The 14,390-nt window shown below is 66.0% G+C and carries 11 protein-coding genes and 1 other annotated feature; of the genes, 8 read left to right on the top strand and 3 right to left on the bottom strand.

Annotated features, from left to right (window positions below; all coding sequences use genetic code 11):
• Nucleotides 1–36 precede the first annotated feature (36 nt).
• The 6 genes from E8D37_RS03015 to E8D37_RS02990 all read left to right on the top strand — a co-directional run bounded on the left by E8D37_RS03015 (nucleotide 37) and on the right by E8D37_RS02990 (nucleotide 8,061).
• Nucleotides 37–828, top strand: a complete 792-nt coding sequence (locus E8D37_RS03015) for a helix-turn-helix domain-containing protein (protein WP_136568279.1) — start codon at nucleotides 37–39, stop codon at nucleotides 826–828.
• Complete coding sequence (locus E8D37_RS03010; RefSeq protein WP_136568278.1) at nucleotides 818–4,519, top strand: nitrate reductase subunit alpha; 3,702 nt, start codon at nucleotides 818–820, stop codon at nucleotides 4,517–4,519. Before E8D37_RS03015 ends, E8D37_RS03010 begins: the two co-directional genes overlap by 11 nt.
• 1 nt (nucleotide 4,520) lies before the next feature.
• On the top strand, nucleotides 4,521–6,200 hold the full coding sequence (narH, locus tag E8D37_RS03005; RefSeq protein WP_136568277.1) for a nitrate reductase subunit beta: 1,680 nt from the start codon (nucleotides 4,521–4,523) through the stop codon (nucleotides 6,198–6,200).
• Nucleotides 6,201–6,271: 71 nt separating this feature from the next.
• Nucleotides 6,272–6,913: a nitrate reductase molybdenum cofactor assembly chaperone gene (gene narJ / locus E8D37_RS03000; RefSeq protein WP_206055535.1), complete on the top strand. Its 642-nt coding sequence runs from the start codon at nucleotides 6,272–6,274 to the stop codon at nucleotides 6,911–6,913.
• Entirely contained in the window at nucleotides 6,910–7,638 is a 729-nt protein-coding gene (narI, locus tag E8D37_RS02995) for a respiratory nitrate reductase subunit gamma (RefSeq protein WP_136568275.1), read from the top strand. Before narJ ends, narI begins: the two co-directional genes overlap by 4 nt.
• 3 nt (nucleotides 7,639–7,641) lie before the next feature.
• A complete protein-coding gene (locus E8D37_RS02990; RefSeq protein ID WP_136568274.1) occupies nucleotides 7,642–8,061 on the top strand; it encodes a CBS domain-containing protein in 420 nt (139 codons plus the stop codon).
• Between the two features lie 234 nt (nucleotides 8,062–8,295).
• Here the strand turns inward: E8D37_RS02990 and E8D37_RS02985 are convergent, their stop codons facing one another.
• The 3 genes from E8D37_RS02985 to E8D37_RS02975 all read right to left on the bottom strand — a co-directional run bounded on the left by E8D37_RS02985 (nucleotide 8,296) and on the right by E8D37_RS02975 (nucleotide 9,838).
• On the bottom strand, nucleotides 8,296–8,601 hold the full coding sequence (locus tag E8D37_RS02985) for a HigA family addiction module antitoxin (RefSeq protein ID WP_136568273.1): 306 nt from the start codon (nucleotides 8,599–8,601) through the stop codon (nucleotides 8,296–8,298).
• Nucleotides 8,602–8,622: 21 nt separating this feature from the next.
• Complete coding sequence (locus E8D37_RS02980; RefSeq protein ID WP_136568272.1) at nucleotides 8,623–8,904, bottom strand: type II toxin-antitoxin system RelE/ParE family toxin; 282 nt, start codon at nucleotides 8,902–8,904, stop codon at nucleotides 8,623–8,625.
• Nucleotides 8,905–9,067: 163 nt separating this feature from the next.
• Nucleotides 9,068–9,838, bottom strand: a complete 771-nt coding sequence (locus E8D37_RS02975; RefSeq protein ID WP_240770151.1) for a site-specific integrase — start codon at nucleotides 9,836–9,838, stop codon at nucleotides 9,068–9,070.
• 81 nt (nucleotides 9,839–9,919) lie between these two features.
• Between E8D37_RS02975 and E8D37_RS02970 the strand changes: the two genes are divergently transcribed.
• Both E8D37_RS02970 and E8D37_RS02965 read left to right on the top strand, forming a co-directional pair.
• Nucleotides 9,920–11,187 (top strand): IS3 family transposase gene (locus tag E8D37_RS02970; RefSeq protein WP_136568270.1). Its coding sequence is split into 2 segments (ribosomal slippage): nucleotides 9,920–10,223 and nucleotides 10,223–11,187, totalling 1,269 coding nucleotides; the frame shifts between segments, so codons are not numbered across the junction.
• Nucleotides 10,219–10,353, top strand: a sequence feature (AL1L pseudoknot). (Overlaps the previous gene by 135 nt.)
• A gap of 283 nt (nucleotides 11,188–11,470) precedes the next feature.
• Nucleotides 11,471–14,332, top strand: coding sequence for an SNF2-related protein (locus E8D37_RS02965; protein WP_136568269.1), 2,862 nt, complete (start codon nucleotides 11,471–11,473; stop codon nucleotides 14,330–14,332).
• Nucleotides 14,333–14,390: the final 58 nt, after the last annotated feature.

Here is a 14,390-nt window from a genome sequence, read left to right as displayed (position 1 = left end):
GGATTTGGACTAGTGTGGCTCTGTGGAGGATGTGCCATGGTCAAGCGTGTGATTGCGCAGGCAGCGGACCCCGCCGACACCGGTGCGGCGCTGCTCGCGTCTCCGGTGCGCCGCGCCATCATCGAGTCGCTCGAGCGGTTCGCCGAGAGCGATCACGCCGAGGACGGCGGCGCGCCCGTCGGTGGTATGCCGGCCGCGCAGCTGGCCGAGGAGCTCGGCGTGCACGTGACCACCGCACGGTTCCATCTCGACCAGCTCGAGCTCGCCGGGTTGGTGCTCTCCCACTTCACGACGGTGTTCGGGGTGGGTCGCCCGCGCAAGGTGTACGCGGTGGCCCCGGTGACGAACGAGCCCGACCGCACCGCGTCGCATCTAAAGCTGCTGGCCGGTCTGCTCTCCGCCTCGTTCAGCTCCGATCTCACTCCCGAGCAGGCGGGGGAGCAGTGGGTCCACGAACACCTGACACTCGACAAGACCGCACCCGCGAGCACGCCGGGCGCCTGGCTGACCAAGCTCGGCCTGCTCATCGACATGCTCCAGCGGTGGGGCTACACCCCAAACCTGACCACCACCGACGGCGGACGCTCCTGTCGCATCGACCTGGTCGACTGCCCGTTCATGGACCTAGCCCGCGCCAACCCCGATGTCGTCTGCGGCATCCACCGCGGGCTCCTCACCGGAGCGTTGGCGCAGATGGGCGAGAAGCAGGTGGAGGTCTCGCTCCAGCCATTCGTCGGTCCCAGCTTGTGTCACGCCCACGTCAGCACCCGCCACGCCTTCGAGTCCCCCACCGAGTCCCCCACCCAGGAGTTGCCCAATGAGTCTTGAGAGCCCCCTGCAACGCAGCCTGATCTCGGGGCGCCGGTTCTTCACCAAGGCTGAGGTGAGCCAGGACCAGCGCAGCCTGTTCAAGGAGGGCGGCCGGGAGGGTGACGTCTTCTACCGGGACCGGTGGAGTCACGACAAGGTGGTGCGCTCGACCCATGGGGTCAACTGCACGGGATCGTGCTCGTGGAAGGTCTACGTCAAGGACGGGATCATCACCTGGGAGGCCCAGCAGACCGACTACCCCAGCGCCGGCGCAGACCGACCCGAGTACGAGCCGCGCGGCTGCCCGCGAGGGGCGGCGTTCTCCTGGTACACCTACAGCCCTACACGAGTGCGCTACCCCTACGTCCGCGGCGCGCTCCTCGACATGTTCCGGGCAGCCAAGCAGCGCTACGGCGACCCGGTGGTCGCCTGGGGTTCGATCGTCCGGGACGAGGAGCAGGCGCGGGCGTACAAGAAGGCCCGGGGCAAGGGCGGACTCGTTCGGGCGAGCTGGGACGAGGTCGCCGAGATCGTCGCCGCCGCGCACGTCTACACGGTCAAGCGCTGGGGACCCGACCGGATCGCAGGCTTCAGCCCGATCCCCGCGATGTCACCGGTCTCCTACACCTCCGGCGCCAGGTTCCTCGAGCTCATCGGTGCCCCGATGCTGTCGTTCTACGACTGGTACGCCGACCTTCCGAACGCCTCGCCGCAGATGTTCGGCGACCAGACCGACGTCCCGGAGTCCGGTGACTGGTGGGATGCCGGCTACCTGTTCATGTGGGGCTCCAACGTCCCGATGACCCGCACCCCCGACGCGCACTGGATGACCGAGGCACGCTACCGCGGCCAGAAAGTCGTCGCCGTCGCACCCGACTACGCCGAGAACGTCAAGTTCGCCGACGAGTGGGTCAACCCCGCCCCCGGCACCGACGGCGCGCTGGCCATGGCGATGGGCCACGTGATCCTCAAGGAGTACTTCGTCGACTCCCTCCCGGCGTTCTTCGCCGACTACAACAAGCAGTACACCGACCTGCCCCACCTGGTCACGCTCGAACCCACTGCCGACGGCGCCTACCGGCCGGGGAAGTACCTCGTGGCCGGCGACATCGGCCACGTCGAGGGTGGCAGTGAGAACCAGATGTGGAAGCCGGCGGTCATGGACGCCGTGACGGGGGAGGTCCGGATCCCGCGCGGTGCGATCGGACACCGCTACGGCGACGAGGGCCTGGGCCAGTGGAACCTCGACCTAGGGGACATCGACCCCGCGCTGACCATGTATCCGACCGCGGAGGGCGGCCTCGAGGAGAGCGCGGTAGTCGAGCTGCCGCGGTTCGACGCTCCTGACGGCCAGGTCGTCCATGAGCGTCGCGGCGTCCCGGTGGCACGCGTCGGTGATCGGTTGGTGACGACGGTGCTCGACCTGCTGCTCGCGCAGTACGGCGTACATCGCGAAGGGCTCCCCGGCGAGTGGCCCGAGTCCTTCGACGACCCGTCGGTGCCTGCCACGCCGGCGTGGCAGGAGCAGCACACCGGCGTCCCCGCAGCCCAGGTCACGCGACTGGCGCGCGAATGGGCTCAGAACGCCATCGATACCGAGGGTCGCGGCATGATCCTGCTCGGCGCCGGGGTCAACCACTGGTTCCACTCCGACCAGATCTACCGCGCCATCCTGCTGCTGACCACGATCACCGGCACCCAGGGCCGCAACGGCGGCGGCTGGGCGCACTACGTCGGCCAGGAGAAAATCCGCCCCATCATGGGCTTCCAGCACATGGCTTTCGCCCTGGACTGGCACCGCCCGCCGCGGCACATGAACCAGACCGCGTACTGGTACGTCAACACCTCCCAGTACCGCTACGACACCTTCACCGCCGACGACCTCGACGCCGGCACCGGGATCTTCGCCGGCAAGACCGTCATGGACCTCCTGGCCCAGTCCGCCCGGCTCGGGTGGAGCCCGAGCTATCCCACCTTCGACCGCAGCAGCCTGCAGCTCGCCGACGACGCAGAGGCCGCCGGCATGGAAGCCCCCGCCTTCGTCGCCCAGGAGCTCAAGGAGGGCCGGCTCAAGTTCGCGGTCGAGGACCCCGAAGCGGCTGACAACCACCCCCGCGTACTGTCCCTGTGGCGCTCGAACCTGCTCGGCAGCTCGGCCAAGGGCAACGAGTACTTCCTGCGGCACCTGCTCGGCACCGACAGCTCCGCGACGGCCACGGAGGCCGAACCCGACCAGCGGCCAAGCACCGTCACGTGGGCCGACGAGGCGCCCGAGGGCAAACTCGACCTGCTGATGACCATCGACTTCAGGATGACCAGCAGCACCATCTTCAGCGACGTCGTCCTGCCCGCGGCCACCTGGTACGAGAAGCACGACCTCTCCACCACCGACATGCACCCGTTCGTGCACTCCTTCAACCCCGCCATCGCCCCGCCGTGGCAGACCAAGTCGGACTGGGACACCTGGAAGGTCATCGCCAAGAAGTTCTCCGAGCTCGCCGAGACCCACCTCGGCACCCGCAAGGACGTGGTCGCCAAGCCCCTGTGGCACGACACCCCGGAGGCGATGGCCACCGAGCACGGCGTCGTCAAGGACTGGCGGCTCGGCCCCGACCACCCCGACGGCTGCGACCCCGTCCCGGGCAAGACGATGCCGGTCATCGCCGTCGCCGAACGCGACTACACCGCGATCTACGACAAGATGATCTCGATCGGGCCGCTGATGGAGAACGTCGGCATGCTCACCAAGGGCGTGGCCTACGACGTCAAGCGCGAGATCGACATCCTCCGCACCCGCAACGGCGTCACCCACGGCGGCGCCGGCGACGGCCAGCCCAAGGTCGAGACCGACGTACAGATGGCCGACGCCATCCTCCACCTCGCCGGTGTCTCCAACGGACACCTGGCCACCCAGGGGTTCAAGTTCCTCGAGAAGCGCACCGGCACCCAGTTGCACGACCTAGCCAGCGAGCACGAAGGCAAGCAGATCACCTTCGCCGACACCCAGGTCGCGCCCGTACCGGTCATCACCTCACCGGAGTGGTCCGGTTCGGAGTCGGGTGGACGCCGCTACAGCCCGTTCACGATCAACATCGAGCGCAAGAAGCCGTTCCACACCCTCACCGGTCGCCAGCAGTTCTACGTCGACCACGACTGGTTCCTCGGGATGGGGGAGATGCTCCCGGTCTACCGCCCACCGTTGAACATGACCCACCTGTTCGGGGAGCCCCCGATCGGCACGACCGGCGAACTCGGAGTCGCCGTGCGCTACCTGACACCCCACAACAAGTGGTCCATCCACTCCGAGTACCAGGACAACCTATTCATGCTGTCCCTCTCGCGGGGCGGCCAATCGGTGTGGATGTCGGACCGCGACGCAGCCAAGATCGGGGTGCGGGACAACGACTGGATCGAGATGGTCAACCGCAACGGCGTCGTCGCAGCACGGGCCATCGTCAGCCACCGGATGCCCGAGGGAACGGTCTACATGCACCACGCCCAGGACCGGCTCATCGACGTGCCGCTCACCGAGCGAGACGGCAAGCGCGGGGGCATCCACAACAGCCTCACCCGGGTGCTGATGAAGCCCAACCACATCGTCGGCGGCTACGCCCAGCTCGCGTACTTCTTCAACTACATCGGACCGATCGGCAACAACCGGGACGAAGTAACGACCATCCGCAAGCGCACGACGAAGGTGGAGTACTGACATGCGCGTGATGGCACAGATGGCCATGGTCATGAACCTCGACAAGTGCATCGGCTGCCACACCTGCTCGGTCACTTGCAAGCAGGCGTGGACCAACCGCACCGGCACCGAGTACGTCTGGTTCAACAACGTCGAGACCCGACCCGGCCTCGGCTACCCCCGCACGTATGAGGACCAGGAGACCTGGCAGGGCGGCTGGGTCCGCAAGCCCAACGGCCGGCTCGCACTCAAGGCTGGCGGCCGGGTCAAGAAGCTGCTCAACATCTTCTCCAACCCCAAGCTCCCCTCGATCAACGACTACTACGAGCCCTGGACCTACGACTACGAGACGCTGCTCAACTCACCCCAGTCCGACACCTTCCCCGTGGCGCGGCCCAAGTCATTGATCTCGGGGAAGGACATGAACGTCGAGTGGTCGGCCAACTGGGACGACGACCTCGGCGGATCCCAGGAACACGCCGCGCGTGACGTGATGCTCAAGGGCATCGAGGACAAGGTCAAGCTCGAGTTCGAGCAGACGTTCATGTTCTACCTTCCGCGCATCTGCGAGCATTGCCTCAACCCCTCCTGTGCAGCCTCCTGTCCCTCGGGCGCGATCTACAAGCGCGCCGAGGACGGCATTGTCCTGGTCGACCAGGACCGCTGCCGAGGCTGGCGGATGTGCGTGTCCGGCTGCCCGTACAAGAAGGTCTACTTCAACCACAAGACCGGTAAGGCCGAGAAGTGCACCTTCTGCTACCCGCGCATCGAGGTCGGCATTCCCACCGTTTGCTCCGAGACCTGCGTCGGACGACTGCGTTACATCGGCCTGGTCCTCTATGACGCCGACAAGGTCCTCGAGGCCGCCTCGATCGAGGACGAGCACCAGCTCTACGACGCCCAGCGGGCCTGCTTCCTCGACCCGGAGGACCCCGACGTCCAGCGGGCGGCCGAGGCAGCCGGCATCCCCGGCGACTGGATCGAGGCCGCGAGGAGGTCCCCGGTCTGGGCGCTGATCAACAAGTACGAGGTGGCGCTGCCACTGCACCCGGAGTACCGCACGATGCCGATGGTCTGGTACATTCCCCCGCTGTCACCGGTGGTCGACGTCATCAAGGAGACCGGGGAGGACGCGGAGGACCGCGGCAACCTCTTCGCCGCCATCGACGCTCTTCGGATCCCGGTGGAGTACCTCGCCAACCTGTTCACCGCCGGTGACACCGTCCCGGTGGACCGGGTGCTGCGCAAGCTCGCGGCGATGCGTTCCTACATGCGAGATATCAACCTCGGCCGCGACCCCGACGACACCATCCCCCAGGCCGTCGGCATGACCGGCGAGTCGATGTACGAAATGTTCCGCCTGCTCGCGATCGCCAAGTACAACGAGCGCTACGTCATCCCTCCCGCCCACGCCGAGCAGGCCCACGCCCTCGAAGAGCTCGCGACCGAGTGCTCAGTCGACTTCGACGCCGCCGGCTCGTACTACGACCAAGCGCTGCTGGGCGAAGGAGCCGGCTACCCGACGCCCGTGGCGGTGGAGAACTTCCGGATGCTCCAGGACCGGCAGACCTCCGACACCAGCGACGAGCTCGTCGGCGGAGGCTCCAAGGCCGGCCGGGTGAACCTGCTCAACTGGGACGGTCGCGGCACCCCAACAGGGCTGTTCCCGCCACCCGCCGACAAGCAGAGTGGAGACCGCTGATGCCGCTGCTCTCACGCAAACGCGCACGCACCCGTCCCGCCGACTGTGAGGGCCTCTGGGCGGCGTGCTCCGTGCTCCTTGACTACCCCACGGCCGAGCTCCTCGCTGACCTCGACACCATCGAGACCTTGGCGCCCGCCGAGGCTGGACTCGACCCGCTGCTGACCCACCTGCGAACCCGGGAGTTGCGCACGCTCCAGGAGGAGTACGTCGAGACGTTCGACCACACCCGCAAGTGCGCCCTCTACCTCACCTACTACGCCTACGGCGACACCCGACGCCGAGGCACCGCGCTCCTGGGCTTCAAACAGGCCTACCGCGCCGCCTGCATGCAGTGGGACGACGACAGCGGCGAGCTTCCCGACCACCTCTGCGCCGTCCTGCAGTTCGGCGCCACCGTCGACGCCGACGTCGCCTGGCGGCTGCTCAACGACCACCGCGCCGGCATCGAGATGCTCCGCATCGCCCTCGCCGGCTGGCGCAACCACGACGGATCCACCGGTTCCCCCTGGCACGCCGCGGTGCGCGCCGTTTGCGACAGCCTGCCCGAGCTCGCCGGCGACGAGGCCGACGCCGTCCGCCGCCTCATCGAGCAGGGCCCGCCCGCCGAAGAAGTCGGTCTCGGCGGTTACGGCGCCGACCCGGCCACCAGCTCTCTGGCCGGCCCCGCCCTGATCTCCGGATCGACGATCCCTGTAGGAGCCCCCCGATGAGCACCTTCTTGTGGGTCATCGTCCCGTACCTGTGCCTGACCACGTTCGTCGTCGGACACGTCTGGCGCTACCGCTACGACAAGTTCGGCTGGACCACGAGATCCTCACAGCTCTACGAGGACCGACTCCTCCGCCTCGGATCCCCACTGTTCCACTTCGGCATGCTCGGCGTCGTCGGCGGCCACATCATCGGGCTTCTCGTCCCGCGTTCGTGGACCGAGACAGTCGGCGTCGACGACCACCTCTACCACCTCGTCGCCGTCATCGGCGGCCTGATCGCTGGGCTGATGGCCCTGGCGGGAATGACCATCCTGATCTACCGACGCCGCACCGTCGGCCCTGTCTTCAGTGCCACCACCCCCATGGACAAGGTCATGTACGCCTTCCTCGGCGCCGCCATCGTCCTGGGCATGTGGAACACCATCGCCGGGTCGATCTTCTCGCTTGGTGGTGAGTACAACTACCGCGAAGGCGTTTCCGTCTGGTACCGCTCCTTCCTCGCCTTCCAACCACAGCCCGACCTCATGGCCGACGCACCCATCGGCTTCCAGCTTCACGCCCTCGTCGCGTTCGGGCTCTTCGCACTCTGGCCCTTCACCCGCCTCGTGCACGTCTTCTCCGCGCCCGTCGGCTATCTCACCCGCCCTTACATCGTGTACCGGTCACGTGAAGACCAGATGGGTAGCCGACCCACCCGTCGAGGCTGGGACCGCGTGGGTTCCTGAGCGATGCAGCATCTGTCAGGCAAGGACGTCCACGACGTCGTCGTACGCCTACCCAAGACTTTGAGTCCCGACACCAGCGTGGATCAGGCACGGGCAGCCCTCCACGACGATCACGTGCACATGCTGCTGATCACCAACGACCAGGGACTGTTGCTCGGCACCCTCGTGCGCGACGACCTCGCTGAACTCCCCCAGGGGCACGCACATGCGCTCGAACACGCAGTGCTAGAGAACCGAACGATCAGTCCCGATACCTCGGCCAGTGATGCGCTTCGACTGATGCAGACCCGAGCCGAGCGTCGGCGAGCCGTCATCGACCCTGACGGCCACCTTCTGGGGCTGCTCTGCCTCAAGCGCCGACGCGACGGGTTCTGCAGCGACGCCGACGTCCTCTCGCGAACGACGACGAACCAACTGAGCTGAGCGTCGGGAACTTTCGAACGGCATCGTGGCGCACTCCGGTGCACCTCGCGTCACCCTTGCCTACGCGCGAGACAGCCAGACACTGCCAGTGCTCTCGTGCAGAAGAAGCGGAGTCCGAGCTCTACGCGCACAAGTGACTACAGGTCGTAGTAGTGATCTACGCACCGGTGCTGACCTGCGCAGACGCGGGTTCGGCTGGCGCTGGGGCCTCCGTGGGGCCGCACGTTGCCGAGTTCAGGTCGCGACCAGGGCGGTGACTTTGGCCAGGTCGTCGGCGTGCAGGTCGCGCTCGACCTCCAGGTCGTAGTCGGTCTGGATGTTGATCCAGAACCGGTCGTCGACGCCGAGGGCCTTGGACAGGCGCAGGGCGGTGTCGGTGGTGATGGCGCGCTTGCCGCGCACGATCTGGCTGATCCGGGTCTGGGGGAGACCGGTGGCCTGGGCGAGTCGGTACTGGCTGATGCCGAGTGGCTCCAGGAACTCGGTCAGCAGGATCTCGCCCGGGGTGATCGGGTCGTGTGCCTTCGCCGTGGTGGCCATGCTCGTCTCCTCTCGTGGCATTCAGTGGTAGTCGGTGATCTCGACGTCGGTCGGTCCGGTATCGGTCCAGACGAAGCAGATCCGGTATTGGTCGTTGATGCGGATGGAGTGTTGGCCGGCGCGGTCGCCGACCAGCTTCTCCAGGCGATTGCCGGGCGGCACCCGCAGGCTGTTCAGTTCTGAGGCCGCGTTGAGGAGCCGGAGCTTCTTCTGTGCGGCGCGTTGCAGTTCGGGTCCGAGGGCTCGGACATGTTCGCGGTTCCAGACCTTCTCGGTGTCCATGTTCTTGAAGGACCGGATCACGACACGATACTAACGTGACGTGATACTAACGACAAACGTTAGTAGTGGGTCGGACCGTCAGATCGCGTCTGGAAGTGGCCCAAGGCCGTCAACGCCGGCCGGAACGCGACAACGGTTGTCGCTAATCTCGGGCAAGACCGTTGTATCGACCGTCGAGCGCATCTCATTCGTCGCCTTCCTCGTCCTCGCCGAGGAAGGCGGTGTCGATCGCACGCCTGGTGCGCTCCGAGCTGCCCTCCATCAGATGCGTGTAGGTCCGCAGGGTGAAGCCGGGGTCGGCGTGACCGAGATACTCGCTGACCGCCTTGATGGTCTCACCCTCGTGCAGGGCCGTGCTGGCGAAGAAGTGGCGCAGTGGGTGGCACCCGTTCTCCCGCAGATCGGGGACATCGGCTCGCTCCAACGCAGGACGCCACAGGTAGGTGTTGAAGTAGTTGCGATTCATCGCTCCCTTCTCCCGAGTGGTCAGCAGCAGGGAGACTGTCGTCGGTTTCCCGTCGAGCGTCATCCACGGCCGAGTCACCTCAATGGGCGGATGCGCTGTCATGTAGGCGGTGATGGCATCGGCGACGGCGTCCGGCAGTGGCACCTTGCGGGTCTTGCGGCCCTTGGGCAGCCCGAAGACCTGGCGGTTGCTGGAGAAGAGCTTGACCTGACGTCGGACGTGCACCTCGCTGGCGTCGAAGTCGATGTCGTCGGGGGAGAGGCCGAAGATCTCGCCCTGTCGCAACCCGAGGCCGGCGCCGAGCCACACCACGATCTGATAGCGGTCGGGCAACCCGTCACGTACCGCCAAGACCCGCTTGCTCGTCCAGGGGACAAGGTTCTTCGGGTCGGATCGTGGCTTGCGTACCGAGGGGGCCTTGCATGGGTTCTTCGGGATGAGCTCGTCGGCGACCGCCGCGGTGAAGACGGTGGACACGTTGGCGAACACCACCTTGCGGTAGGTCGGAGCGAGGTATGAGTCGCCCTGGGTTGGTTGGAGTCTCCTTCGTTTGGAAACGAGGATGTACTCATGCCGAAGGACAGCAGCCCGGGGAAGCCGACCACGCGTCGCTACAGCCCTGAGGAGAAGGCCGCCGCGGTGCGGATGGTCAGGACTCTGCGTGCCGAACTGGGCACCGAGCACGGCACCGTCCAGCGCGTCGCGAGCCAGCTCGGCTACGGCACCGAATCGGTGCGCGTGTGGGTCCGCCAGGCTGACATCGACGAGGGCCACCAACCCGGCACCACCACCTCCGACACCGAGCGACTGAAGGCCCTCGAACAGGAAAACCGGGAGCTCCGCCGGGCCAACGAAATCCTGAAGCGCGCAGAGTCTTTCTTCGGGGCGGAGCTCGACCGCCAGCACAAGAAGTAGCCGCCTTCATCGACGCCAACCGCGACGACGTGGTCGCCGGCAGGCGTCTGGGGGTCGAGCTCATCTGCAGCGTGCTGCAGGTGGCCCCCAGCAGCTACTACGAGTTCAAGCAGCGGCAGCCCTCGGCCAGAGGCCGACGCGACGCCGTCATGACGAGCGTTGTCGAGCAGCTGTGGCGGGAGAACTACCGCGTCTACGGGGCGCACAAGGTCTGGAAGGCCGCCCGCCGGCACGGCCACGACATCGGCCGCGACCAGGTCGCTCGGCTCATGCGTGCCGCTGGCATCGAGGGCGTGCGGCGCACCAAGCGGGTCCGCACCACCCGCCCCGACGAAGGAGCGCCGCGGCATCCTGACCTGGTCGGTCGTGACTTCACCGCGACCGCACCGAACCAGCTGTGGGTCACCGACCTGACGTACGTCCCGACCTGGTCCGGCATCGCCTACGTGTGCTTCATCATCGACGCGTTCTCCCGCACGATCGTGGGGTGGCGCGTCGCCTCGCACATGCGCACCACGATGGTCCTCGACGCTATCGAGATGGCCCGGTGGTCACGCGGCACCAACCTCGAAGGGCTCCGCTGCCACAGCGACGCCGGAGCTCAATTCACGTCCGTGCGATACGGCGAACGGCTCGCCGAGATCGGCGCCGTGCCCTCGATCGGAACCGTCGGGGATTCCTACGACAACGCCCTGGCCGAGACAGTCAACGGCTACTACAAGGCCGAACTCATCCGCGGCCCCGCCCGCGACGGCAGGCCCTGGAAGACCGTCGAGGACCTCGAGCTCGAGACCCTCTCGTGGGTCCACTGGCACAACAACGACCGCCTGCACGGCTACCTCGACGACGTCCCGCCAGCAGAGTTCGAAGCGACGTTCTACGCTGCCACCAGGACCGACCAGACCTTGGTCGGAATCCAATAACCCGAGTCTCCAGAAGACCCAGGGCGACTCAGGATGGCGGTCTTGTCGCCCCTCATCTGGGTGGGACGAGTCGCACGCTCGAAGGCGGCAGTTGCGATATGAGGTAGTTCGTCCCACGCCGAGTTGCGAGGTACGTCCCCAAGACAGCTGGCTCCGCCGATATGGTCTACATCGAAGCCTTGGGAGGTACGACGTGGGTCCTCCCGCGTACTGACCGGGAGGCCCGCATGAGTTTGGCGACGTTAGACGCCCCGTGCCGCTCTGTCGCGCGCCCGGAGGGTCCATGAGAAACGGCTTCACTAACTACCAGGCGAAATACTACGCACACGAACTCCAGCGAAGTTATGCCAGTGATCACGTTGGCAAGCTCGCAGGCCTCCTCTTCGACGCTCAGGTCGAGCCCAAGCCGCACCAGATCGATGCAGCCCTCTTCGCGCTGCAGACCCCGTTCCTCAAGGGTGTGATCCTCGCTGACGAGGTCGGCCTCGGAAAGACGATCGAGGCGGGCATCGTCATCAGCCAGTACTGGGCTGAGCGCAAGCGGAGCATCCTGATCATCGCGCCCTCCAGCCTTCGGCAGCAGTGGCAGCAGGAGCTCTACGAGAAGTTCCTGATCCCCAGCTCGCTCCTCGACGCGAAGACGAAGGACCGCCTGCTCGGAGCTGGCCGCTCGCCCGAGGTGCTTATCTGCTCGTACGAGTTTGCCCAGCGTCACGAGCTGTCGCTACTGCGGGCTTGGGACGTCGTCGTCGCTGACGAGGCGCACCGCCTTCGGAACTTCTGGAACGGCAAGGCCAAGGTCGCCAACGCCGTTGCCCACATCGTCGATGGCGCGCACAAGACCGTCCTGCTCACCGCGACGCCACTCCAGAACAAGCTGGAGGAGCTCTACGGCCTGGTCTCGGTCTTCGACCCCGACTACTTCTACTCGCTGGACGCCTTCCGCGAGCGCTACATCAAGAACCGGGAATCGGCAGCCTTTGACGACCTTGGCGACCGGGTTGCCCAGATCAGCAAGCGCACCCTGCGTCGAGACGCCGACAAGTACATCCGGTTCACGGAGCGCCTGCCGCTGACCGTCGGCTTCGAGCCGTCGCCGGACGAGCAGCGCCTGTACGAGTTGGTCAACGAGTACCTCCAGCGCGAGGAGGTCTATGCCTTCTCGAAGTCCACGCGCCACCTCAGCGCGCTGATTATCCGCAAGCGCCTGGGGTCCTCGACCTACGCCATTGCTAGCACGCTTGAGCGCGTCGCAGGCCGGCTGGAGCGGGAGGTCGGGGAGGGCAAGCGCTGGACGAACACCGGCAGCTTCATCGTTGACGCCGACATCACCGACGAGGAAGAGGAAGAGCTCGACGAGGAGCCGAAGTCCGGGTTCACCGCGATCGATCCGCGCGACATCGAGCCCATGAAGGACGAGGTCCGCGAACTGCGGGAGTACGCCGCGCTGGCCCGGTCCATCACGGTCAACGAGAAGGCCGTCCAGCTCAATCACGCACTCGACCTCGGCTTCGAGCGCCTACGCGAGCTTGGAGCGCCCCAGAAGGCCATCATCTTCACCGACTCCACGGTGACCCAGGACTACATCGCGCGCTCGCTGACCGAGGCCGGACGGGGCGAGGGGCTGCTCCTGTTCAACGGCCAGAACGACTCTCCGCAAGCCACAGCGATCTACCAGAAGTGGCTCGAACGCAACAAGGGAAGCGACGTCATCACCGGCGTCCTGGCTGCCGACCGTCGCAAGGCTCTCGTGGACTACTTCCGCGAAGAGGGCACGATCATGATCGCCACCGAGGCAGCCTCGGAGGGCATCAACCTGCAGTTCTGCTCCATGGTCGTGAACTACGACCTGCCCTGGAACCCGCAGCGCGTTGAGCAGCGCATCGGACGCGCCCACCGCTTCGGCCAGCAGCACAACGTCGTCGTCGTGAACTTCTCCAACAAGGGCAACCTCGCCGAGCAGCGCATCCTCGAGCTGCTGGAAGACAAGTTCCACCTCTTCAGGGGCGTCTTTGGTGCCAGCGACGAGGTGCTCGGCTCGATCGAGGACGGCCTCGACTTCGAGAAGACGATCAGCGACATCCTCAACCGCTGCAAGACCGCTGGCGACATCGAGGTCGCGTTCAACCAACTGGAAAAGCAGTTCGAGGGCGAGATCTCCAAGGAGATGGCCAGCGCAAAGGCGAAGGTCTTCGACAACCTCGACCCCAACGTCCAGGACCGCCTCAAGTCGTACGACGCGCAGTCCGGCGAGGTGCTCAACCGCTTCGAGCAGCTCCTGCTCGCGGTCACCAAGTACCAGCTCGACAGCGTCGCCACCTTCGAGGGAGACGGCCGCCAGTTCGAGCTCCACACGGCGCCGGTCGCAGATGCCAAGATCGGGCGCTACTTCTTCAAGTCGCAGCCGAAGGAACATGCCCACCAGTACCGCTTCGCCAGCTCGCTGGCCGAGTACGTCGTCGCAAGCTCGAAGGACGCGGACACCCCTGCCCGTGAGCTGACGTTCAGCCTCGGCAAGTCCCAGCGGGCCAGCACCGCGATCAAGGCGCTGCAGGGCAAGAGCGGCCAACTCGTGAGCAAGGTGGTCACGTTCCGGATGAAGGCCGGCAACGAGGACATCTCCGAGTCTTACGCGCTCGCGGGGCTCCTGACCGACGATGGCGAGTGGCTCGACCACGAGTACGTCGCCGACCTGATGGACCTCGCCTGCACAGAAGTGTCGGACCCGATTGACATGATCGACGAGTCGGCCTTCGAAACGCATCTGGACGCCCAGCGAGAGGCGTTCGAGAAGGAAGTGCAGGCACGCAACGCTCGCTACTACGACCAGCAGGAGGAGCTGCTCTACCGGAACACGCTCGACCGCAAGGCCGAGTCCGAAGGCCTGATCCGCGAGTACCGCCAGAAGGAGAAGGAGAGCCGGAAGGCGGCGCGACAGACCGATGACCCGATGGAGCAACTGCGACACAAGAAGGAAGCCAGGCGCTGGGGCCAGAAGGCTGAGGACGAGGACGACCGCGCTCGCGGTGAGCGGATCAAGCTGCGGGAAGAGATCGACAAGTACCTCGACCTGATCGAGCAGTCGCTCAAGGGAAAGCGCGAGACCGAAAACCTTTTCGCTATTCGCTGGCGAGTGACCGCCTAATTCAAGACTTATCAATAATGCACAATATTGATAAAATGAGTTCAGATAAATTCAATGA

The organism is Nocardioides sp. GY 10127, assembly GCF_004919085.1.
In the GTDB taxonomy this organism is placed as follows: domain Bacteria; phylum Actinomycetota; class Actinomycetes; order Propionibacteriales; family Nocardioidaceae; genus Nocardioides.
This window is presented reverse-complemented; position numbering and strand designations above follow the sequence as displayed.

Excerpts from the sequence above, each read along its gene's own strand:
- E8D37_RS03015 (WP_136568279.1), top strand. The coding sequence starts at position 37 with ATGGTCAAGCGTGTGATTGCGCAGGCAGCGGACCCCGCCGACACCGGT.
- narH (WP_136568277.1), top strand. The coding sequence starts at position 4,521 with ATGCGCGTGATGGCACAGATGGCCATGGTCATGAACCTCGACAAGTGC.
- E8D37_RS02965 (WP_136568269.1), top strand. The coding sequence starts at position 11,471 with ATGAGAAACGGCTTCACTAACTACCAGGCGAAATACTACGCACACGAA.
- E8D37_RS02990 (WP_136568274.1), top strand. The coding sequence starts at position 7,642 with ATGCAGCATCTGTCAGGCAAGGACGTCCACGACGTCGTCGTACGCCTA.
- E8D37_RS03010 (WP_136568278.1), top strand. The coding sequence starts at position 818 with ATGAGTCTTGAGAGCCCCCTGCAACGCAGCCTGATCTCGGGGCGCCGG.
- E8D37_RS02985 (WP_136568273.1), bottom strand. The coding sequence starts at position 8,601 with ATGGCCACCACGGCGAAGGCACACGACCCGATCACCCCGGGCGAGATC.
- narI (WP_136568275.1), top strand. The coding sequence starts at position 6,910 with ATGAGCACCTTCTTGTGGGTCATCGTCCCGTACCTGTGCCTGACCACG.